General features: G+C 64.9%; 23 protein-coding genes. 12 read left to right on the forward strand and 11 right to left on the reverse strand.

What is annotated here, in order from left to right:
• Nucleotides 1-133: 133 nt before the first annotated feature.
• Nucleotides 134-703: an aminoacyl-tRNA hydrolase gene (gene pth / locus U1763_RS06880; protein ID WP_120301056.1), complete on the forward strand. Its 570-nt coding sequence runs from the start codon at nucleotides 134-136 to the stop codon at nucleotides 701-703.
• The gene (locus U1763_RS06885) at nucleotides 700-1,305 is read left to right on the forward strand and encodes a TIGR02466 family protein (RefSeq protein WP_056047257.1); all 606 of its coding nucleotides are present in this window, start codon (nucleotides 700-702) and stop codon (nucleotides 1,303-1,305) included. The genes pth and U1763_RS06885 overlap by 4 nt, the downstream gene beginning before the upstream one ends.
• Before the next feature lie 295 nt (nucleotides 1,306-1,600).
• On the opposite strand, the gene U1763_RS06890 is transcribed toward U1763_RS06885, so the two are convergent.
• Nucleotides 1,601-2,665, reverse strand: a complete 1,065-nt coding sequence (locus tag U1763_RS06890) for an NAD(P)-dependent alcohol dehydrogenase (RefSeq protein WP_056065036.1) — start codon at nucleotides 2,663-2,665, stop codon at nucleotides 1,601-1,603.
• A 344-nt stretch (nucleotides 2,666-3,009) separates the two neighbouring features.
• Between U1763_RS06890 and ychF the strand changes: the two genes are divergently transcribed.
• The 4 genes from ychF (at nucleotide 3,010) to U1763_RS06910 (ending at nucleotide 6,525) form a co-directional block, all read left to right on the forward strand.
• Nucleotides 3,010-4,107, forward strand: a complete 1,098-nt coding sequence (gene ychF, locus U1763_RS06895) for a redox-regulated ATPase YchF (protein WP_056047251.1) — start codon at nucleotides 3,010-3,012, stop codon at nucleotides 4,105-4,107.
• Between the two features lie 154 nt (nucleotides 4,108-4,261).
• Nucleotides 4,262-4,648, forward strand: a complete 387-nt coding sequence (locus U1763_RS06900; protein ID WP_332754640.1) for a hypothetical protein — start codon at nucleotides 4,262-4,264, stop codon at nucleotides 4,646-4,648.
• Between the two features lie 105 nt (nucleotides 4,649-4,753).
• Complete coding sequence (locus tag U1763_RS06905; protein ID WP_443026889.1) at nucleotides 4,754-6,052, forward strand: alkaline phosphatase family protein; 1,299 nt, start codon at nucleotides 4,754-4,756, stop codon at nucleotides 6,050-6,052.
• An 11-nt stretch (nucleotides 6,053-6,063) separates the two neighbouring features.
• On the forward strand, nucleotides 6,064-6,525 hold the full coding sequence (locus tag U1763_RS06910) for a MaoC family dehydratase (protein ID WP_332754641.1): 462 nt from the start codon (nucleotides 6,064-6,066) through the stop codon (nucleotides 6,523-6,525).
• Between the two features lie 323 nt (nucleotides 6,526-6,848).
• Here U1763_RS06910 and U1763_RS06915 read toward each other — a convergent pair whose 3' ends face one another.
• From U1763_RS06915 to petA, 5 genes are all read right to left on the reverse strand, one after another.
• Complete coding sequence (locus U1763_RS06915) at nucleotides 6,849-7,586, reverse strand: hypothetical protein (protein ID WP_332754642.1); 738 nt, start codon at nucleotides 7,584-7,586, stop codon at nucleotides 6,849-6,851.
• Nucleotides 7,587-7,844: 258 nt separating this feature from the next.
• The gene (locus U1763_RS06920; protein WP_332754643.1) at nucleotides 7,845-8,393 is read right to left on the reverse strand and encodes an adenine phosphoribosyltransferase; all 549 of its coding nucleotides are present in this window, start codon (nucleotides 8,391-8,393) and stop codon (nucleotides 7,845-7,847) included.
• Nucleotides 8,394-8,540: 147 nt separating this feature from the next.
• Nucleotides 8,541-9,383, reverse strand: a complete 843-nt coding sequence (locus U1763_RS06925) for a cytochrome c1 (RefSeq protein ID WP_132735715.1) — start codon at nucleotides 9,381-9,383, stop codon at nucleotides 8,541-8,543.
• Between the two features lie 21 nt (nucleotides 9,384-9,404).
• Complete coding sequence (locus U1763_RS06930; protein ID WP_132735718.1) at nucleotides 9,405-10,691, reverse strand: cytochrome b; 1,287 nt, start codon at nucleotides 10,689-10,691, stop codon at nucleotides 9,405-9,407.
• A gap of 10 nt (nucleotides 10,692-10,701) precedes the next feature.
• The gene (gene petA / locus U1763_RS06935) at nucleotides 10,702-11,268 is read right to left on the reverse strand and encodes a ubiquinol-cytochrome c reductase iron-sulfur subunit (RefSeq protein ID WP_332754965.1); all 567 of its coding nucleotides are present in this window, start codon (nucleotides 11,266-11,268) and stop codon (nucleotides 10,702-10,704) included.
• A gap of 203 nt (nucleotides 11,269-11,471) precedes the next feature.
• Between petA and U1763_RS06940 the strand changes: the two genes are divergently transcribed.
• The 3 genes from U1763_RS06940 to U1763_RS06950 all read left to right on the forward strand — a co-directional run bounded on the left by U1763_RS06940 (nucleotide 11,472) and on the right by U1763_RS06950 (nucleotide 13,536).
• The gene (locus tag U1763_RS06940) at nucleotides 11,472-11,921 is read left to right on the forward strand and encodes a tRNA (cytidine(34)-2'-O)-methyltransferase (protein WP_332754644.1); all 450 of its coding nucleotides are present in this window, start codon (nucleotides 11,472-11,474) and stop codon (nucleotides 11,919-11,921) included.
• A gap of 174 nt (nucleotides 11,922-12,095) precedes the next feature.
• Complete coding sequence (gene hemF / locus U1763_RS06945; RefSeq protein WP_332754645.1) at nucleotides 12,096-12,938, forward strand: oxygen-dependent coproporphyrinogen oxidase; 843 nt, start codon at nucleotides 12,096-12,098, stop codon at nucleotides 12,936-12,938.
• Nucleotides 12,939-12,942: 4 nt separating this feature from the next.
• Entirely contained in the window at nucleotides 12,943-13,536 is a 594-nt protein-coding gene (locus tag U1763_RS06950; RefSeq protein ID WP_332754646.1) for a GNAT family N-acetyltransferase, read from the forward strand.
• A 137-nt stretch (nucleotides 13,537-13,673) separates the two neighbouring features.
• Here U1763_RS06950 and U1763_RS06955 read toward each other — a convergent pair whose 3' ends face one another.
• Both U1763_RS06955 and U1763_RS06960 read right to left on the reverse strand, forming a co-directional pair.
• Nucleotides 13,674-14,414, reverse strand: a complete 741-nt coding sequence (locus tag U1763_RS06955; protein ID WP_332754647.1) for a hypothetical protein — start codon at nucleotides 14,412-14,414, stop codon at nucleotides 13,674-13,676.
• Complete coding sequence (locus tag U1763_RS06960) at nucleotides 14,411-15,232, reverse strand: hypothetical protein (protein ID WP_332754648.1); 822 nt, start codon at nucleotides 15,230-15,232, stop codon at nucleotides 14,411-14,413. The genes U1763_RS06955 and U1763_RS06960 overlap by 4 nt, the downstream gene beginning before the upstream one ends.
• A gap of 118 nt (nucleotides 15,233-15,350) precedes the next feature.
• Between U1763_RS06960 and lipB the strand changes: the two genes are divergently transcribed.
• From lipB to U1763_RS06975, 3 genes are all read left to right on the forward strand, one after another.
• Complete coding sequence (gene lipB, locus U1763_RS06965; protein ID WP_332754649.1) at nucleotides 15,351-16,019, forward strand: lipoyl(octanoyl) transferase LipB; 669 nt, start codon at nucleotides 15,351-15,353, stop codon at nucleotides 16,017-16,019.
• Nucleotides 16,020-16,107: 88 nt separating this feature from the next.
• Entirely contained in the window at nucleotides 16,108-16,374 is a 267-nt protein-coding gene (locus U1763_RS06970) for a hypothetical protein (protein ID WP_055881015.1), read from the forward strand.
• Nucleotides 16,375-16,679: 305 nt separating this feature from the next.
• Nucleotides 16,680-17,387: a hypothetical protein gene (locus U1763_RS06975; RefSeq protein ID WP_332754650.1), complete on the forward strand. Its 708-nt coding sequence runs from the start codon at nucleotides 16,680-16,682 to the stop codon at nucleotides 17,385-17,387.
• A gap of 176 nt (nucleotides 17,388-17,563) precedes the next feature.
• Here U1763_RS06975 and queE read toward each other — a convergent pair whose 3' ends face one another.
• The 3 genes from queE to hslO form a co-directional block, all read right to left on the reverse strand.
• The gene (gene queE / locus U1763_RS06980) at nucleotides 17,564-18,196 is read right to left on the reverse strand and encodes a 7-carboxy-7-deazaguanine synthase (protein ID WP_132895359.1); all 633 of its coding nucleotides are present in this window, start codon (nucleotides 18,194-18,196) and stop codon (nucleotides 17,564-17,566) included.
• A gap of 3 nt (nucleotides 18,197-18,199) precedes the next feature.
• Nucleotides 18,200-18,916 carry a 7-cyano-7-deazaguanine synthase QueC gene (gene queC, locus U1763_RS06985; RefSeq protein WP_332754651.1) on the reverse strand — a complete coding sequence of 239 codons (717 nt, stop codon included), beginning with the start codon at nucleotides 18,914-18,916 and terminating at the stop codon, nucleotides 18,200-18,202.
• A gap of 197 nt (nucleotides 18,917-19,113) precedes the next feature.
• The gene (gene hslO / locus U1763_RS06990) at nucleotides 19,114-20,016 is read right to left on the reverse strand and encodes an Hsp33 family molecular chaperone HslO (protein ID WP_132735744.1); all 903 of its coding nucleotides are present in this window, start codon (nucleotides 20,014-20,016) and stop codon (nucleotides 19,114-19,116) included.
• Between the last annotated feature and the right edge of the window lie 125 nt (nucleotides 20,017-20,141).

The raw sequence follows: 20,141 nt of genomic DNA on the forward strand, positions 1-20,141 counted from the left end.
TCACCGTTCCCCCGCGAACGCGGGGGTCCAGGATCAAGCAGCGGTATCGCCTGTAATCCTGGGCCCCTGCTTTCGCAGGGGAACAACAATGGTTTAACGGGCCGGCGAGCCGTTTCGTTTTGGAGAATCACACGTGCAGATCTGGGCGGGACTCGGCAATCCGGGGGCGCAATATGCGATGCACCGGCACAATGTCGGGTTCATGGTCGCCGACGCGATCGCCGAGGTGCACGGCTTCGGCGCGGTCAAGAAGCAGTTCCAGGGCTGGACGCAGGAGGGGCGGATCGGCTCGACCAGGATCCTGCTGCTGAAGCCGGCGACCTTCATGAACGAGAGTGGGCGCGCGATCGGCGAGGCGCTGCGGTTCTACAAGCTCGGCGTCGAGGCGCTGACGGTGTTCCACGACGAACTCGATATCGCGCCGTTCCGCGTGAAGGTGAAGACCGGCGGCGGGACCGCGGGACATAATGGGCTGCGCTCGACCGACCAGCATCTGGGGCCGGAGTTTCGCCGCGTGCGCCTGGGGATCGGGCATCCCGGGCACAAGGATCGCGTAACCGGGTACGTGCTCGGCAATTATGCGAAAGCCGAGATCGAGCCGTTGTCCGACATGCTCGGCGCGGTCGCGGCGGAGGCCAAGTGGCTGGCGGAGGGCGACGACGTCCGCTTCATGAACGATGTCGCGTTGAGGATGCAGCCATGACCACTCGCTCTTTGTTTGCCACGCGGTTCTACGAGGCCGATCTCGGCGACGACGATCTGGTCGAGGAACTGGAGGACGCGGCGCTCGAACTGGCGAAAGCGGATCGCGCCGGGGTCGCGTGGTCGAAGGCGCATGGGTATCGCGGGTATACGTCGTATGCGTCGCTGAACGACCTGCCGCTGCGCGATCCGCGGTTCGGGGATCTGGTGCGGCTGCTGAACAAGCATGTCGCGCAGTTCGCTAAGGACTGTGCGTTCGATCTGGGCGGGCGGAAGTTGAAGCTCGACAGTCTTTGGGTGAACGTCCTGAAGCCCGGTGGCGCGCATTCGGGGCATATTCATCCGCATAGCGTGGTGTCGGGGACGATGTACGTCGCGATTCCGGAAGGGGCTGGGGCGCTGAAGCTGGAGGATCCGCGGTTGCCTATGATGATGGCGGCGCCAACGCGGCTGGAGGATGCTGCGGAGGATCTGCGGACGTTTGTTTACGCCGAGCCTAAGCCGGGGAGTGTGTTCTTGTGGGAGAGCTGGTTGCGGCATGAGGTCGTGCCGAATGCTGCCAAGGGCGAGCGGATCAGTATCAGTTTTAATTATCGGTGGTGATTGGGACGGCTGAGAAAATTCGGCAGGCAAAGTACCACCCCGGCGCAGGCCGGGGCCCAATTGGGAAACGTTGCTAACGAAGAGCTGCCCTTCATCAGATTGGCCTTCCCACTTGGGCCCCGGCCTTCGCCGGGGTGGTGGTGTTGCTCCTTCTTACCCCCTCCCCTTCAGGGGAGGGTTGGGGTGGGGCCTGGCCGCACATGCAAGCGCTTGTGGCACTGCCCCCCCCGACCCTCCCCTGAAGGGGAGGGAGCAGTGGGGGCGGCACCCGACGCGCGCGCCGCCCCTTCCCCAATCAGGCCGTCTTCATCGTCGCCATGTCGATGACGAAGCGGTACTTCACGTCGCTTTTCACCATGCGCTGATACGAGGGTTCGATCTCGTCCATGCGGATCATCTCGATGTCCGACACCAGGCCGTGCTCGTTGCAGAAATCGAGCATCTCCTGCGTCTCGGCGATGCCGCCGATCAGCGAGCCGGCGATCGCGCGGCGCTTGAAGATGAGGTTGCCGACCGAGGGCGACGGATGCGCGTGCTCGGGGACGCCGACCAGCGTCATCGTCCCGTCGCGCTTCAGCAACGCGGTGAAGGTGTCGAGGTTGTGGCTCGCCGCGACGGTGTTGAGGATGAAGTCGAAGCTGTTGGCGTGTTCGGCCATCGCGGCTTCGTCCTTCGACACGATCAGGTCCTTCGCGCCGAGACGCTTGGCATCGTCGCGCTTGTTCGGCGAGGTCGAGAAGACATAGACCTCGGCGCCCATCGCGTTGGCGATCTTTACGCCCATGTGGCCGAGACCGCCAAGACCGACGATGCCGACCTTCTGCCCAGGGCCGACCTTCCAGTGCTTGAGCGGCGAGTACGTCGTAATGCCGGCGCAGAGCAACGGCGCGACCGCAGCGAGGTCGGCCTCGGGATGCGAGACCTTCAGCACGAAGCCTTCGTCGACGACGATCTTGTCCGAATAGCCGCCGAAGGTGTGGCCGCCAAGCACGGGATCGGGACCGTTATAGGTGCCGACGAAACCGGTGGTCTCGCAATATTGCTCTTCGCCGTCCTTGCACGACGGGCATTCGCCGCAGCTGTCGACCATGCAGCCGACGCCGACGACGTCGCCGACCTTGAACTTGGTGACGTCGCTGCCGACTGCGGTGACGTGGCCGACGATCTCGTGGCCGGGGACGCAGGGGTAGAGCGTGCCTTCCCACTCGCCCTTGGCGGTGTGGAGGTCGGAATGGCAGACGCCGCAGAATGCGATGTCGATCGCGACGTCGGTCTTGCCGGGTTCGCGGCGCTCGAAGCTGAACGGGGCGAGCGGGGTTTCTGGGGATTGTGCGGCGTAGCCGTGGGCGGTGGTGGTCATGGAATTCCTGATCTATCTCAAGCTGGACTCGGGATATAATCGTCGACCATATGATAACTACCGTTCGGTATGATTATTTTGCTGCACTGCGGCAATCGAGTAAGTCGATCAGGGCTGCCGTCCAACTGAGCAACCACCCCGGCGGAGGCCGGGGCCCAGTTGGAAAGGTGGCAATAACGGCGTGCCGACCTTCCGTTAGCGACGTTGCCCAACTGGGCCCCGGCCTTCGCCGGGGTGGTGGAGATAATTGAGTTGGCGCCGATGATGCGCGCAGGCGTCCTCCGCTGGCCTTCCTCCGCGCCCTGCCCTAAAGCGCCACCACATTCTTATACCAAGGGCATATCATGGGTTTTCGCTGCGGCATCGTGGGGCTGCCGAACGTCGGCAAGTCCACTCTCTTCAACGCGCTGACCGAGACGGCCGCGGCGCAGGCGGCGAACTATCCGTTCTGCACGATCGAGCCCAACGTCGGTAACGTCGGCGTGCCCGACAAGCGGCTCGACGCGCTGGCCAAGATCGCCGGATCGCAGAAGATCATCGAGACGCAGCTCGGCTTCGTCGACATCGCCGGCCTGGTGCGCGGCGCGTCGAAGGGCGAAGGGCTCGGCAATCAGTTCCTCGGCAACATCCGCGAGGTCGATGCGATCGTCCATGTGCTGCGCTGCTTCGAGGACGGCGACGTGACGCATGTCGACAACAAGGTCGATCCGATCGCCGATGCCGAGACGGTCGACACCGAGCTGATGCTGAGCGACCTCGAAAGCCTCGAGAAGCGCGTGCCGAACCTCGCCAAGAAGGGCATGCAGGGCGACAAGGAGGCCAAGATCGGCGCGGCCGTGCTCGGCCAGGCGCTCGAACTGCTGCGCGAAGGCAAGCCCGCGCGGCTGACCGTGCCGAAGGACGAGGATGAGGCGCGCGTGTTCGCGCAGGCGCAGTTGCTGACCGCGAAGCCCGTGCTGTACGTGTGCAACGTCGACGAGGGCGATGCGGCGAACGGCAATGCGCTGTCGGCGCGGGTGTTCGAAAAGGCTAAGGCCGAGGGCGCCGAGGCTGTCGTGGTGTCGGCGGCGATCGAGGCGGAAATCGCGACGATGCCCGCCGAGGATCGCGGCGAGTTTCTCGGCGAACTCGGGCTGGAAGAGACGGGCCTCGCGCGCGTCATCACCGCAGGGTACAAGCTGCTGCACCTGCTGACGTTCTTCACGGTCGGGCCGAAGGAGGCGCGTGCCTGGACCGTCCACGAGGGCGCGACCGCACCGCAGGCCGCGGGCGAGATCCACGGCGATTTCGAAAAGGGCTTCATCCGCGCCGAGACCATCGCGTTCGACGACTTCATCGCGCTGGGTGGCGAATCGAAGGCCCGCGAGGCGGGCAAGCTGCGCGCGGAAGGCAAGGCGTACGTCGTCCACGACGGCGACGTGATGCACTTCCTGCATAGCTGAAACCGGACGGCCGCTGAGATGCGGAACCGGGCAATCGCGCATTTTCAATGTAAGATTTGATGGCTAGCGTAGCCTCCGACATATCGGGGGAATTGCGTTGGCTGTCATGCATCTGTTGGGAATGCTCGTTGCCCTGTCGACGACGGCGTCTGCGGTGACGCCCTTTCAACAGCCCGCGGTGCCGAGCTTTTGCCAGCGCCTGGCACCGCAACTCGGCATGAAGCCGAACGCTAAAAGTGGTGGGAAGACGCGGGCTGGCGGCTGGAAGGTCAACCTTGCGAGCGGTCTGGGTCCGGCCTTGTTTGGTGGGACGTTCGCCGCGTCGTTCTCGCTGCATCCGATCGACGAAGACTCGGTGTCCGAGAGCAAGCGTCTGGAGAATGCTTGCGGCATCACCGCAAAGGGCATGACGTGCAAGATCGAAGGGCCGGCGCGGTTGAACGTCGGTACCAAGAAGGGCAAGATTTCAACCGAGGTGCTGCCGGGTGAACGCGCGGAAGTCGACATGCGCAGCACCGTGATCAGCTGTTACGACACGTGATCGCCTGCAGGCCAGACATGCTCGGCGCGCGTACCCCGGCGCTTTCGTTCGTCGAGCTTGCCGGGTAGAGGCCGCGACGCCGGGACTTGCTCAGGACGAACACCAATGAAAATTATGTTGAGTGGTTGTGCGCTTGCACTCGCAGGGTGTGCTTATCCGTATACGCCCCCTGCCCTCGCGCCCATCACTGCGCCGGCGCCCGTATCGACGGCGGTGGCTGCGATGCCGGGCGAGACTCGGGCGCCGGTTACCATACTGGTGTCGATCGACGGGTTTCGACCGGATTATCTCGATCGCGGCGTGACGCCTAATCTCAACCAGCTGCGCGCGGGCGGGGTATTCGCGAGCATGCGGCCGTCGTTTCCGAGCGTCACCTTTCCCAATCACTGGACGCTCGTGACGGGGCTGCGGCCCGATCGCAGCGGGATCGTCGGCAACAAGATGGAGGATCCGGCGCGGCCGGGCGAGAGCTTCACGATGGCGACGGACGATCCGTTCTGGTGGAGCGAGAGCACGCCGATCTGGGTCGATGCGGAGAAGGCGGGGATCCGCACCGCGACGATGTTCTGGCCGGGCGCGAACGTCGCGGTCGGGGGTACGGTGAAGGCCGACAGCCATGGTGCGATCGAGGGCGGTACGCGACCGGAGGACTGGCAGCAGTTCAATCAGCAGGTTTCGGGGACACAGCGCGTCAACGCGGTGCTCGACTGGATGCGGCGGCCTGCCGCCATACGTCCCAAGTTGGTGACTCTGTATTTCGATACGGTCGACAGCGCCGGGCATGCAGGCGGGCCCGACAGCGCTGGCGTTACCCAGGCCGTGGCGGATGTCGATGCGAGCATCGGCGCGCTGGTCGATGGGCTGGCCGCGCTGGGGCAGCGGGCGAACCTGGTGATCGTCGCGGACCACGGCATGGCGGCGACGAGCAGCACGCGAGTCGTGGCGCTCGACGCGATCGCGGACAAGGCGGATTATCGCACCGTCGAGACGGGGCCGTACGCGACTTTGTTCGCGGTGCCGGGGCATGAGGCGGCGCTGGAGGCGCGGTTGTTGAAGCCCCACGATCACCTGCAATGCTGGCGGAAGGGGGAGATCCCGGCGCGGTTCGATTATGGGCGGAATCCGCGGGTGCCGAGCTATCTGTGCCTGGCCGATGTCGGCTGGCAGGTGGATTCGAGTGCGCCGACCAAGGCTTCGGTCGGCGGGATGCATGGGTATGACAACATGGCGCCGGAGATGCAGGCGCTGTTCATCGCCAACGGGCCGGCGTTTGCGCGCGGCAAGACGATTGCGAGCTTCGACAATGTCGCGATCGAGCCTTTGTTGCGCGATCTGATCGGGTTGCCGGCCGAGGCGGGGCTGGACGGCACCGACGCACCCTTCCAGAAGGTGCTGCAACGATAAGAGGAGAGGTTGTGCAGTATTTCGAGGATATCGAGGTCGGTCGGACCGCGTCGTTCGGTTCCTACGCGGTCACGCGCGAGGAGGTGATGGACTTCGCCGCCAAATACGATCCGCAGCCGTTCCATCTGTCCGACGAGGCGGCTGCGCAGACGCATTTCGGGCGGTTGTCGGCGAGCGGCTGGCATACGTGCGCGATGGTGATGTCTATGGTGGTCGCGAACCTGAAGGAGAACCAGCAGGCCGGGCTCGGGTCGCCGGGGATCGACGAATTGAAGTGGGTGAAGCCGGTGTATCCGGGGGACACTCTGCGCTGCGAGACCGAGATCCTGGAGAAGCGCGTGTCGGCGAGCCGGCCAGAGATGGGGATCTTCAAGAGCCGGATGCGGGTGTTCAATCAGGACGACGTTATGGTGATGACGTTCGTGTCGAACGGGTTGGTGGCGACGCGCCCCACGGACGCTAACGCCGGCTGATTGCCGAGCTGTTGCCCGGAAGGGCGGCTGACGGAATTGCCAATTCAGTAATGATTTATGCGAAAGCGCGAAGCCGTCCTGAGCTTCGCCGAACGGGCGGGAAGATAGTGTTTGTTCGCGCAGAGGCGCGGAGGCGCAGAGAGATATTAGATGGCATAGCTTCGGTTGAGCTTCGCTGCCACGCGAAGGCTCGCCCACTCGTACTTAATTACTTTCTGCGCCTCTGCGCCTCTGCGCCTCTGCGCCTCTGCGCCTCTGCGCCTCTGCGCCTCTGCGCGAACAAACCTTCTCTTCGCGCCTTCGCGTGAACCAACCTGCTCTAGTTACTGCGCTGGACGACCACCGCCACGGTTGCCGCCGCCCTGACGACCGCCGCCGGGCCGTCCACCGCCGAAGCGCTGGCCGCCGCCGCCGCGATTGCCTCGGAATGCGCCGTCGCCACGATTACCGCGGAAGCCGCCTTGGACTTGGGGCTGCTGCGGGTTGGCGACTTGGCCGGGCTGCGCGGGCTGGCCTGGTTGACCGAACTGTGCGCGACCGGGACCACGGCCGCGATCGTCGCCGCGGCCGGGACGGCCGTTGCCGAACTGGCCCTGAGCGGGCGTGCCGGGATTATTCTGATAGCCCGGACGGTTGCCGCGCCAGCCGCCGTTCCGGCCGCCATCGCCTCGGTTGCCAAAGCCGCCCCAATTGCCGCGTCCGCCGTCGTTTCGGTTGCCGCGATACTGCTGGCGACCCTGCCAGTAGCGCTGCTGGTTGCCGTTCCAGCGGTGCGGGCGGCGGTAGCGATCGTAGACGTAGACCCCCGAGCCGGGATAATAATAATCGCCGGCCCAACCGTAATAGGAGTTCAGGCCGCCATAGCCGGCGAACCCGTCATAGCCGCCGCCGTAACCGCCATAGCCTGCGCCATAATAACCGTCGCCGTAGCCGCCGCCGTAATAGGGATCGCTGGCATAGCCGACGCCGGCGCCACCATAGCCGTAGCCATCGGTGCAGCCCGCGACGCCTAGTCCGAGGCCCAAGGCTAGGCCGATGATGCCGAAGCGCTTCATAAACATGGGGAGTCTCCCGTACGTGGAGAGCGGACACAACGCGCCGCTATTCGTCCTACAACGGAGTCGTTATGTCGCAAGTTCCATGAATGAGGTCTGACGGGGTTTGGGGTCGTGCAGGGCGCCCGCATGTTTCGTTGCACACGCCCCCTACTGTTCCCTCGCGAATGCGGGGGGCCAGGGTAGCGGTGCGCGACGGTATTTAGCTGGGCCCCCGCGTCCGCGGGGGAACAAGACTGGGGGGGCTCTCGCGTAAGCGCGTTGTCAGTGGCCGGGGAAGTGAATCAGGGCGGTCGCTTCGATGCCTTCGGTACGGAGCGCGTCTGCGCCGCCAAGGTCCGGGAGGTCGACCAGGAACTGCGCTTGCGTAACCACCGCGCCGGCCTTGTGGAGCAGGCGGACCGCGGCGCGGGCGGTGCCGCCGGTGGCGATCAGGTCGTCGACCAGTAGGACGCGCGCGCCGGGCGCGAAGGCGTCGGCGTGGATCGCGATGCGGTCGGTGCCGTATTCGAGTGCGTAGTCCTCGGCGATGGTCGCGCCGGGGAGCTTGCCGTCCTTGCGGATCAGCAGGACGCCGGCCTTGAGCGGTGCGGCGAGCGCGGCGGCGAACAGGAAACCGCGCGCTTCGATGCCGGCGACCAGGTCGACGGGGCCAGAGACTGCTTCGACCATCCGCTCGATCGCAGTCGCCCAGCCGTGGGGGTCGAGCAGCAGCGTCGTGATGTCGCGGAACTGGATGCCGGGCTTGGGGAAATCCGGGATGGTGCGGATCAGCGCCTTGAGGTCGGCGTTGCGCTCTTCGGTATCGAGCATGGAAGCTCCCTTCTCTCCGCACGATGGCGGCGGATGCGCCGGTGCGCGACACTGCGCTACGGCCAAAACGAAAGCGGCGGACAAGGCACCCTGCCCGTCCGCCGCTCCCTTTATCCGTGCGCCCTTACCGCGGGAGCCGGGCCGTCATCAATGCTTAACGTCGCGCCAGACGTTTTGGTACGCGCCCCAGGCTAGGCCGCAGAAGATCAGGATGAAGATGATCGACGCGAACCCGGCGGCATGGCGTGCCTCGAGGTTGGGCTCTGCGGTCCAGGTCAGGAACGCGGAGACGTCGGTCGACATCTGCTCCATTGTCGGCTTGGTGCCGTCGGCGTAGGTCACCTGGCCATCCGACGTCAGCGGCGGCGGCATCGCGATGTTGAGGTTCGCGAAATACGGGTTGTAGTGCAGACCCGCCGGCGTTTTGATGTCCGGGAATTCCTTCAGCAGCGCGGCCGGCTGCGTCGTGTAGCCGGTCAGCAGCGAGTGGACGTACGCGGTGCCGTCCTCGCGCGCCTTGGTGATCAGCGAAAGATCAGGCGGCAGCGCGTTGTTGTTCGCGGCGCGCGCGGCGATCTCGTTAGCGAACGGCGACGGGAAACGATCCGACGGGATGTTCTTGCGGGTCGCGGGCTCGCCCGTCTCCGGGTTGATCGAGGGCTGCTCGATGACCCACTGGTTGGCGATCGCCTTAACCTCGGGGTCGGTATAGCCGATCTTGGTCAGGTCGCGGAACGACACCAGCCGCAGCGAGTGGCAGGCCGAGCAGACTTCCTTGTAGACCTGGAACCCGCGCTGGAGCTGGCGACGGTCGAACTTGCCGAACACGCCGTTGGAGGCGAGCTCGAGTTCCTTGGGGTGCTTGTGCGCGACGCTCTCCGCGGTCGGCGCGACGGGGTCGGTGATGACCCCCGCCACGCTGCCGAAGAGCGCGATGCCGAGCACCAGCACGAAGGCCGCGCCGACGATGGAGGCGATGAGACGAACCATGTGTGTGTCCTCTAGTTCGTATCAGTGCGCGAGCGCGGTTTTGGCCGGGCTGGTGCCGCCGTGCTTTGAAAGTACGGCCTCGGTGATCGAGTTGGGCAGCGGCCGCGGACGCTCGGAGCGCGAGATGATCGGCAGGATGATCAGGAAGTGCGCGAAATAATACGCCGCGCAGATCTGGCTGAGGATCACGTAGAACGCGTTGGCCGGAGCGCCACCGCAATAGCCGAGCACGAAGATGTCGGCGACCAGCACCCAGAACGCGATCCGCGCCTTGGGACGATAGTTCATCGAACGGACCGGCGAGCTGTCCAGCCAGGGCAGGAAGAACAGCAGCAGGATCGAGCCGAACATCGCCAGCACGCCCCAGAGCTTGGCCGGCAGGATGAAGTCCGCAGTGAAGGCGCGCAGGATCGCGTAGAACGGCCAGAAATACCATTCGGGCACGATGTGCGCGGGCGTCGAAAGCGGGTTCGCCGGGATGTAGTTGTCCGGGTGGCCAAGATAGTTCGGGAAGAAGAACAGCAGGCTGGCGAAGATCAGCATGAAGATGCCGAGCCCGAAGCCGTCCTTGGCGGTGTAGTACGGATGGAACGGGACGGTGTCCTGCTCGCCCTTCACGTCGACGCCGGTCGGGTTGTTCGACCCCGGGATGTGCAGCGCCCAGATGTGCAGGATGATGACACCCGCGATCACGAACGGCAGTAGGTAATGCAGCGAGAAGAAGCGGTTGAGCGCGGCGTTGTCCGGCGCGAATCCGCCGAGCAGCCATATGCGGATGGTGTCGCCGACGAGCGGGATCGCCGAGAAGAACCCGGTGATGACCTGCGCGCCCCAGAAGCTCATCTGGCCCCAGGGCAGCACGTAGCCCATGAAGGCGGTCGCCATCATCAGCAGGAAGATGACGACGCCGAGCAGCCACACCATCTCGCGCGGCGCCTTGTACGAGCCATAATAGAGCCCGCGGAAGATGTGCGTGTAGACGACGATGAAGAACATCGAGGCGCCGTTCGCGTGCGCATACCGCAGGAACCAGCCGGCGTTGACGTCGCGCATGATGCTCTCGACCGAGTCGAATGCGACCGCGCCGTTGGCGGCGTAGTGCATCGCCAGCACGATGCCGGTGATGATCTGGATCGCCAGCGCGGCGCCGGCGAGCACACCGAAGTTCCAGAAGTAATTGAGGTTGCGCGGGACGGGATAGCCGCCGCCGAGTGAATTGTAGACGAGCCGGGGAACGGGAAGCCGCTCATCCAGCCACCGCGTCAGCGGCAGCTTCGGTTCGTATTGCTTGGCCCAGGGAAAGCTCATGGTGTTTTCCTCAGCCTACCGTGACGACGGTGTCGGAGTTGAAGGCATAGTCCGGAACGTGGAGGTTCGACGGAGCGGGGCCTTTGCGGATGCGTGCGGCGGTGTCATAGGCCGAGCCGTGGCACGGGCAGAAATAGCCGCCGAACGGACCCTTGTTCTCGCCCTCGCCGGCGCCGAGCGGGACGCAGCCGAGATGCGTGCAGACGCCCAGCGTGATCAGCCAGTTCTTCTTGCCCGCCTTGGTGCGCTGTTCGAGCGTCTGCGGATCGCGCAATGTCGAGATATCGACCGCGTCGGCTTCCGAGATTTCCTTCGGCGTCAGGTTGCGCACGAACAGCGGCTGCTTGCGGAACGAGGTCTTGATCGCCTGACCGGGGAGGATCTTCGACAGGTCGATCTCGGTGGTCGACTGCGCGAGCACGTCGGCCGATGGGTTCATCTGGTTGATCAGCGGCAGGACGATCGCGACCGCGCCGACGCCGGCGAAGGAAACGGCTGCGATGTTGATGAAATCACGGCGGCGAGGGTCATGGGCCTCTTCGTGAAACGGCTCTGGCGATTCGCCGGGATGAACCATGTCGTCGACTGTCGCCATTCATCTCGCCCTTGCACGTTATTTTTTTCGTGACGGAGTAGGCTTTCGGTTTCGCGAAACCATATCCCCAATCCATCCGACCGTCCCCACGGAGGCTGCGCTTTGATAGACGGCGGGGCGACGGTTTGCCAACTGCATTTTGCTTTGGGTTACCGTCCGGCGCTCGGCGCGCTAGGGGATCGGGTATGCGTATTGCCCTTTATCAGCCCGATATCGCCGGAAATGTCGGCGCCATTCTCCGCACTGCCGCGTGCATGGGGATCGGCGTCGACCTGATCGAACCGATGGGATTCACCTGGAGCGACAAGGCCGTCGCGCGCTCGGGGATGGATTATGTCGGCGTGGTCGACGTGGTGCGGCATGTCGATTGGGACACGTTCCTGGCGCAATTCAGCGGGCGGATCGTGCTGCTGACGACGAAGGGCGCGGTGCGGCTGGATGTGGCCGAGTTTTGCGAGGATGACGTGTTGTTGATGGGGAGCGAGGGGGCCGGCGTGCCGGAGGAGGTGCATGCACGGGCCGATGTGCGCGTGCTGATCCCGATGCGGCCTGGGTTGCGGTCGATGAATATCTCGGTGGCGACTGGGATCGTTGCCGCGGAGGCGCTGCGGCAGACCGGCGGCTGGCCGAGCTAATCCTCCCCGGCACGGGGACGGGGACCGTGCGAAGCATGGTGGAGGGGGCTCACCGCGGACGTACCGCTTCGTCATCACAACCGGTACGCTCGTGGAAGCCCCCCTCCACCCTTCGGCCAAGTAGCCGAACGGTCCCCCTCCCCGTTCCGGGGAGGATTTGGTAGAGACGCCCGCATGATCGAACTCGACCCCCAGCAAGCCGCCGCCCGAACCTGGTTCGAATCCCTGCGCGATCGCATCTGCGCGGAGTTCGAGACGATCGAGCGCGAGGCAGGCTCCGACGCATCGTTTGAGTACACGCCGTGGAACCGCGTCGATCCCTCGGGCGAGCCGGGCGGCGGTGGCGTGATGGGCGTCATGAAGGGCCGCGTGTTCGAGAAGGTCGGCGTCAACGTCTCGACCGTCGGCGGCACGTTCGAAGGCGAGTTCGCCAAGTCGATCCATGGTGCGGGCGAGGACCCGCGGTTCTTCGCGACCGGGATCAGCCTGGTCGCGCACATGACCAACCCGCACGTCCCCGCGGTGCACATGAACTGTCGCTTCCTCAACACCACCAAGCGCTGGTTCGGCGGCGGCGGCGATCTCAACCCGCCCTTGCCTATCGAGGAAGACACGGCGGACTTCCACGCGACGATGAAGGCGGCGTGCGACGCGCATGATCCGGCGCACTACCCCCGGTTCAAGGAATGGGCGGAGACCTATTTCTACATTCCGCACCGGAAAGTCGGCCGGGGTGTTGGCGGGATCTTCTTCGATCATCTCGACGGCGATTTCGAAACCAACTTTGCGTTCACGCGCGATGTCGGCGAGGCGTTTCTCGATGCGTATCCACGGATTGTGCGGCGGCGGATGGATACGCCGTTCACTGCGGCCGACGAGGCACGGATGCTGGAATGGCGCGGGCGCTATGCCGAGTTCAACCTCGTCTACGACCGTGGGACTTTGTTCGGGCTGAAGACCGGTGGCAACATCGACGCGATCCTGATGAGCCTGCCGCCCCGCGCGACGTGGTCGTGATCCGGTGGCGCTGATCCCGGTTGCCGACGACGTCCTCGCGACGATCGTCACGACGCTGGAGATGCGCAAGCGGCCGCCGCTGCGGCCGAGCCCGGGGTCGCGGTTGCGGTTGGTACGGTGGGAGGGACCGGCGCTGGAGAAATACCGTGCGTTGTTTCGGCGGGTGGGAAGTCCGTGGCTGTGGTTCTCGCGGTTGGTGATGGCGGACGACATGCTGACCTCTATCGTCCACGACCCCGGCATCGCGGTGTACGCGGTGATCGACCCGGCGGGGATCGAGGTCGGGATGCTCGAACTCGATTTTCGCGCGGCGGGTGCGTGCGAGATTTCGTATTTCGGGTTGATCCCGGAGCTGGCCGGGCAGGGTCATGGGCGGTGGCTGATGGCGGAGGCTTGCGCGCGGGCCTGGGCCAAGGGGGTGGAGCGGGTCTGGCTGCATACCTGCACGCTCGACCATCCCAGCGCGCTGGGGTTTTATCAAGCGCAGGGGTTCGTGGCGGTGAAGCGGACGATCGAGACGTTTCCGGATCCGCGGGCTTCTGGATTGCTGCCGCCGGAGACCGCGCCGCAGATCCCTTATCTGGGGAAGCGCGACTAGACCTCAGCCACCTCCCCGGCGGAGGCCGGGGGCCAGTTGGGGGACGTTGCTAACTGAGCGGTGCGCCCGATCACTGCGACCTTTCCAACTGGGCCCCGGCCTCCGCCGGGGTGGTGCTTTTGTTCCGTTGGTGCGCCCTACCGCGCCAAGCGGCGGTAGGCGGAGATTGCGATCAGAGCCATGGCTATACCCGCCGCCATTGCGGCCACCGCAGCGCCCGCATCGACGATCGCCAGCGCGACCGGGTTGGGTTCGCCCGCTTCGCGCAGGGCACGATCCAGTATCATGAACGGCGCTCCGGCGAGCCAGCCGCTGATGTAGCTGAACGCCGCCAACCCCATCAACGGCAACCCCGAACCTCGGCTGAGCGTGAAGCTGCGGCGGATCGCGCCGAGCGCCCCGAGCGGCGCTTCGGCGAACAGCGCCGGGCCGGTCAGCATCGTCCGGCCGAGGATGTAGAGGCCGGGGATCGCGTACAGCAACAGCCCCGCCCCCGCCGGCAGCGACACGATCACCATCGCCAGCAGGAAGCGCGGGAATATCCGTAGGCAGCGCGTCAGCGCCTGCCGCAGATCGAGCTGATCGCGGTCGAGATACAGCGCGTAGAACAGCGACGTGCCGAAGAAGCTCATCACATAGGCGAGCAGGTACCAGCCGCCATGTGCCGCCGCCCATGTCTGCACCGCATCGGCCCAGACCATCGCCTGCGCCTCGTTATCGCCCGCCGCCGCGTTGGGCATCGGCGGATCGGGCACGACCAGCGCCAGCGCGAACGCGGGCAGGAACAGGAACGGCGCGGCGATCCGTAGCAACAGGTCGCGGTCGCGCTTGAACAGGCTCCAGGCATCAGTGAGGACGGTCGCGAAATCGAGCTTCATGGGGTGACGGATTTCTCTCTGACGGCGACATAGAGCTGCGCGGTGAAGACCGCGGCAAGCGCGGTAAAGGCGGTGGTGACGATCGTCGCGGCGATCCCCGACAGGAAGGTCGCGGTGGCGATCCCGTCGGCGCCGAGCGCGAGCCGGAAGATGATCCCGGTCACGGACTGTGCGGCCCAGGTCGAGACGAGCATGACGATCGCGAACAGGATCAACACGCCGATGATCCGCCACGTCAGCCCCTTGGTCAGCTGGAGCGAGCGACGGATCGCACCGATCCCGCGGCGTTCGTTGAGAATCACCGGGTTGAGCAGCACCAGCCGCGCGCCGATCCAGATCGCCAGCAGCAGATAGGCGATGCCGTACAGCGCGGTGAACCCAGCGGCACCAGCGGTCGGCGGGGTCATCTGCACGCTCGATCCATTGGCAGCGGCGGAGAAATCAAAGCCCGACTGAACCAGAACGATCACCGGCGGCACGGCGAGGAGCGCGGCGACCAGGGTGATCAGCGCGGTGATGCCGAGCGCCGGCAGCACGCGCGCACCGGCCTGGCGGCGCGCAGCCGCAGCATCGGTGCCGGGATCGCTGGCAATCGCGACGATCGCGAGCTGCGCCCACAGCATCGCGACCAGCGTACCGATCGCCAGAACGCTGCCGATCAAGGCGAAGCTCATCGTCCCCGGTGTCGAGAACGCGACATAGCCGTCACGGATCACGCTGGGCAGCAGAATGCCGAGCACCGCGATCGGCGCGATCATGCCGGTACGCCCGTTGAGCACCTCGATCGTGCGATCCCAGACCGTTCCCATCTTCACCATGCGTCACGCTCCCCCGGTTGCTGTATCGCGCGGGTTAGCCCAAGCCCCTGCGCTTGACCACATGGTTGAAACGCACGTCGGAGTTGCAAGTGCGAGCGTCGGTGCGCAATTGGGATCGGTGACCAACCCCCTCCCCTCCGATATCGAATGGCGGACCAGCGCCGGCCTCACCCCTTATGCCGATGCGCTGGCGGAGATGGAGGCGCGCGCGCTCGCGGTCGGCGCGGGCGAGGCGCGCGAGCTGTTGTGGATGCTCGAACATCCGCCGGTCTACACCGCGGGCACCAGCGCGGATCCGGGCGACCTGATCGACGCGCGCTTCCCGGTGATCCCGACGGGACGCGGCGGCAAATACACCTATCATGGGCCGGGCCAGCGGATCGGCTATGTCGTGCTCGACCTGACCAAGCGCGGACGGGATGTCCGCTGTTACGTCCACGCGCTCGAATCCTGGGTGATCGCGGCGCTTGGCGAGCTCGGCGTCGAGGCGTTCGCGGTCGATGGCCGGGTCGGCATCTGGACGCTCGATCGGGGCCGGGAAGCCAAGATCGGCGCGATCGGGGTACGGGTAAAACGCTGGGTGACGCTCCACGGCTTCTCGGTGAACGTCGATCCGGACCTGTCGCACTTTGGTGGCATCGTGCCCTGCGGCCTGTCCGAGTACGGCGTTACCAGCCTGCAATCGCTGGGCATTTCCGCCGACCTTGCAACCTTCGACGCCGCCCTGGCGTTGACGGCCGATGCTTTCCTTGAAACAGTTTCTTGTCCTCAAGAAAACGAGGCTTGAGGACAAAGCGTTATCGGATTAATGTCCACTACGATTTGGGTATTAAGGGCGAGCAGCCAGCCAAATCCTCTATCTAGGGAGCTTCCACATGCGTGCACTCATTTCCAAGGTCCTGACCGGTTCGCTGATCGCCAGCGCAGCACTCGCCGTTTCGGCTTGCGGTCCGAAGACCGAGACGACCACCGACAACACGATGGTCACCGACATGAACGCCACTGAAGGCATGGACACCATGACCGACAACATGACCGCAGTCGACGGCGCGTCGAACGGTGGCATGATGGCCAACGACACCATGATGGCGAACGACACGATGATGTCGAACGACACCATGATGACCAACAACGCAATGTGATGGTCGCGAAGGTCGACCGTTACGGCGGATGACCTTCAACGGCATTATGCGATGTGAAGGGCCGCCCGGGCAACCGGGCGGCCCTTTATCGTTGCGGGATGGGGAACGCCGACCCTGGATGCCGGTCAGCGCGTTTGCGCACGTCGAATGGCGGCAAACCGCGGTCGTTTCGGATGCGACGGTTTGCATACCGGATCGGGGTATTCTGCTCGCAAAATCGATCCCGGCAAAAGGTTAAAATCGCTTGGGGGTTTGGCGGAAACGCTTTAGATTCGTCGACTTGGAATGCCCCTGGGGAGGTTTGAATGAAAGTGTTGCGTACCGCGCTCGCGCTCTGCGTGGCGTCGAGCGGTCTCGCTGTGGCGCAGTCGGCGTCGGCGCAGTTCTTTTTGCAGTCGCGTGACTTTTCCGGTGCCGCGGTGACCGGCGACGAAGCCGATCTCGGCCAGCCCCTGCCGGGTGCGACGCCCGCGGAAACGCGTGCCGCCCTGGTGTGGCATATGCGCGCCGCGCTCAACGTGGCGGCCCTGCAATGCCAGTTCGAGCCGACGCTGTTGACCGTACCGAACTATAATTCGATTCTCGCCGATCATGGCGACGAGTTGAAGGGTGCGTTCGATACGCTGACCAAATACTTCATCCGCGTGAACAAGGCCTCGGGCCTCCGCGCCGGGCAGGCCGCGCTCGACCAGTTCGGCACGCGGACCTATTCCAGCTTCGCCACGGTCGCCGCGCAATACGGGTTCTGCCAGACCGCAGCCTCGATCGGACGCGACGCGGTGTTCGCACCGCGCGGGCATTTTGCCGACGTCGCGCTGGCGCGGTCGCGCGAACTGCGCAACAGCCTGATCCCCTGGGGCGAACAGCGCTTCCCGCGCTACATCGGCCGCGATCGCAATGCGCCAATGCCGCGGCTCGATACGATCTGCTGGAACAAGAAGGGCGAGTGGGTCGAAAAGAAGTGCGGCGCCCAAAACTGGCCGCCGGTTGGCGTCGGCATCGCCGGGCGGTAATGTCTCCGTCTCACCCGAATTACCGGATGATTTTATCCTCGCGTTCGGCCGTCACCCCAGCGAAAGCTGGGGTATCTCACGAGGCGAGCGACGAGAGTCTCATGGGGTCATCCTAGCTTCCGCTGGGATGATGGTGGGGAAAGAATGAAGTCCCCTACATAGCGCGCCTTAAATTATCAGCGCAGGCCCAGCAGCTTGTGCGTCTGCAGCGACAAGCGCCACTGCGGCCGCTGCATGACCAGATCCACACACGCCTCGCGGTTCGCGTCGGCTTGCGGATCGTCGAGCGGCTGGAGCAGCAGGTTTGCGAACGCCCAGGTCTCGACATCGTCGATATCGGTGCCCGGCTGCGGCCAGACCAGCTTCAGTTCGTCGCCGGTGCGCTGAACGACGATGCTGCCGGCCTTGGGGCTGATACAGACCCAGTCGATACCCGGATGCGCCCGAATCGTCCCGTTGCTCTCCATCGCGATCCGGAAGCCCTCGCCGTGGAGCGCATCGACGATCGCGTCGTCGATCTGCAGCATCGGCTCCCCCCCGGTCAGGACGACGAATCGATCGCTCGTGCCGTCCCCCCAGAAGTCGGCAACCGCCGCTGCGAGCGCCTGCGCATCGGCGAACTTGCCACCGCCTAGCCCGTCGGTGCCGACGAACTCGGTATCGCAGAACTTGCAGACCGCGGTCGCGCGGTCCTGTTCGCGACCCGACCACAGGTTGCAGCCGGCGAATCGCACGAACACCGCACGACGGCCGGCGTTCACGCCCTCGCCCTGCAACGTGAGGAACATTTCCTTAACCGCGTAGCTCATCGCTCAGGCCAGCCCGGATCCAGGACGCACGGCGTAGACGGTGGGATCGGCAATGCCTGCGTCCTCGAACCCCTTGGAGCGCAGACGGCAGCTGTCACACAGGCCGCAATGCTCGCCGACGGGCGTCGGATCGTAGCATGACCAGCTCAGCCCGAGATCCAAGCCAAGACGCGTGCCTTCGCGGACGATATCCGCCTTGGTCATCATCTGAAGCGGCGCCTGGATACGGAACGGTTCGCCCTCGACGCCAGCCTTGGTGGCGAGTTCGGCCAAGCCTTCGAACGCGGCGATGAACTCGGGGCGGCAATCGGGATAGCCCGAATAATCGAGCGCGTTGACGCCGATATAGATGTCGCGCGCGCCCGCCGCCTCGGCCCAGCCCAGCGCAAGGCTGAGAAAAATGGTGTTGCGTGCGGGTACGTAGGTGACGGGAATGCCACCGCCATTCTCAGTGCCCGCGCCATCCTTCGGCACGTCGATATCGGCGGTCAGTGCCGACCCGCCAAAAGCGGAGAGATCCATCGGCAACACGATGTGGCGTTCGGCGCCGATCGCGGCGGCGACGCGGCGGGCGGCGTCGAGTTCGATCCGATGGCGCTGATTATAATCGAACGACAGCGCGAGCACGCGCTGGCCGGCTTCGCGCGCCAAAGCGGCGGATACCATCGAGTCGAGCCCGCCCGAAACGAGCGCGACCGCAAAGGGAGCAGGAGATGTCATGATGCGCAATGCGCTAGGCCAGCGGCGCGCAAAAAGAAAGGGGCCGCCCGGTAAGGCAGCCCCCTAAGGTTGGCGCGAACCGCGCCACAAGGGAGAAAAAACGTGCCGAATAAAAAGCACAGTCCCTTCTATACCCAACATAAGTGAATAGGGAGTTAATTTCTTAAGTTATCGTTGCTGGGAAAAAATCCTGCAAGTCAGGCGCCGACTGGAACAGGAAATTTCTTCGCGCAGAACGCGCAATCGACGATGATGAAACCGCTCTCGTCGGCCATCGACCGCCGCTCCTCGATGGGAAATTTGGAGATCACCCCCTGAATATAATCAGGGTCGCAGCGGCATCCACGCGAGATCGGAATATCCGCGAGAATGCGGACGTCGTCTTCTTCATTGAACAGGCGCCAGACCAGCGTCTCCAGCGGCAGGAACGCATTCGTGAGTTCGTCCGCGCCGATCGTGTTGCCGAGCGTAGCGACATGCTCCCATTCCGGGTGGTCGAGCTTGGTGTGGAGCCGCTCGCGACCATCCTCGCCCTCGGGAAGATGCTGGAGGAACAGCCCACCTGCGACGCAGCGCCCGTCCGGGCCCTTCGCCATACCGGTCCGAATCATTGTCGGTATCTGTTCGGACTGTGTGAAATAGCTCTGCGCGGCCTGCGACAGCGTATCGCCATCGAGCGGGACGATGCCCTGGTACCGTTCGTTGCTGGTCGCCATGTCGAACGTGATCGCGAGGTAGCCGGCGCCGAACAGCGCGAACAACGATGGCTCGGCGGGTGCTTCGGCAAGCTTGTCGGCGTCGTATTCGATGTAACCGCGCACTTCGCCGCCGCGGTAATCGCAGACGAGCAGCTGGACGACGCCGTTGTCGGTGCGGGTCTGCATCGTCAGCTGGCCGCTGGCGTCCTTGAGCGTCGAGCCGATCAGCGCGGCGAGCGTCAGCGCCTCGGCGAGCAGTTTTTCGATCGCAGGCGGATAGGCGTGGGCGGCGAGCACTTCGTCGAGCGCGGTGCCGAGCCGGACGATCCGGCCGCGGGCACTGCGCGCCGGGATCGCGAAGGCCAGCGCGCGGTCGAGATCGGTCATGTTGGGGTCGTTCATCGGAGGGAAGATGGGGAGCGAAGGCGGCGGGTCAACCCGATCCCCCATCCGTCACCCACCCATCTCCGTCACCCCAGCGGAAGCTGGGGTATCCCCGTTGGCGGGTGCCGCGGCTCGAACCGGGA

Origin of the sequence: Sphingomonas sorbitolis (assembly GCF_036663875.1) — a bacterium.
Taxonomy (GTDB): Bacteria; Pseudomonadota; Alphaproteobacteria; order Sphingomonadales; family Sphingomonadaceae; genus Sphingomonas.

Coding starts and splice junctions, on each gene's coding strand:
- hslO (WP_132735744.1), bottom strand. CDS start 20,016: ATGAACGACCCCAACATGACCGATCTCGACCGCGCGCTGGCCTTCGCG.
- U1763_RS06915 (WP_332754642.1), bottom strand. CDS start 7,586: ATGTTTATGAAGCGCTTCGGCATCATCGGCCTAGCCTTGGGCCTCGGA.
- U1763_RS06955 (WP_332754647.1), bottom strand. CDS start 14,414: ATGAAGCTCGATTTCGCGACCGTCCTCACTGATGCCTGGAGCCTGTTC.
- U1763_RS06970 (WP_055881015.1), top strand. CDS start 16,108: ATGCGTGCACTCATTTCCAAGGTCCTGACCGGTTCGCTGATCGCCAGC.
- U1763_RS06925 (WP_132735715.1), bottom strand. CDS start 9,383: ATGGTTCGTCTCATCGCCTCCATCGTCGGCGCGGCCTTCGTGCTGGTG.
- U1763_RS06940 (WP_332754644.1), top strand. CDS start 11,472: ATGCGTATTGCCCTTTATCAGCCCGATATCGCCGGAAATGTCGGCGCC.
- U1763_RS06905 (WP_443026889.1), top strand. CDS start 4,754: ATGAAAATTATGTTGAGTGGTTGTGCGCTTGCACTCGCAGGGTGTGCT.
- U1763_RS06885 (WP_056047257.1), top strand. CDS start 700: ATGACCACTCGCTCTTTGTTTGCCACGCGGTTCTACGAGGCCGATCTC.
- queC (WP_332754651.1), bottom strand. CDS start 18,916: ATGACATCTCCTGCTCCCTTTGCGGTCGCGCTCGTTTCGGGCGGGCTC.
- queE (WP_132895359.1), bottom strand. CDS start 18,196: ATGAGCTACGCGGTTAAGGAAATGTTCCTCACGTTGCAGGGCGAGGGC.
- U1763_RS06920 (WP_332754643.1), bottom strand. CDS start 8,393: ATGCTCGATACCGAAGAGCGCAACGCCGACCTCAAGGCGCTGATCCGC.
- U1763_RS06890 (WP_056065036.1), bottom strand. CDS start 2,665: ATGACCACCACCGCCCACGGCTACGCCGCACAATCCCCAGAAACCCCG.
- U1763_RS06930 (WP_132735718.1), bottom strand. CDS start 10,691: ATGAGCTTTCCCTGGGCCAAGCAATACGAACCGAAGCTGCCGCTGACG.
- ychF (WP_056047251.1), top strand. CDS start 3,010: ATGGGTTTTCGCTGCGGCATCGTGGGGCTGCCGAACGTCGGCAAGTCC.
- U1763_RS06975 (WP_332754650.1), top strand. CDS start 16,680: ATGAAAGTGTTGCGTACCGCGCTCGCGCTCTGCGTGGCGTCGAGCGGT.
- U1763_RS06960 (WP_332754648.1), bottom strand. CDS start 15,232: ATGGTGAAGATGGGAACGGTCTGGGATCGCACGATCGAGGTGCTCAAC.
- hemF (WP_332754645.1), top strand. CDS start 12,096: ATGATCGAACTCGACCCCCAGCAAGCCGCCGCCCGAACCTGGTTCGAA.
- petA (WP_332754965.1), bottom strand. CDS start 11,268: ATGGTTCATCCCGGCGAATCGCCAGAGCCGTTTCACGAAGAGGCCCAT.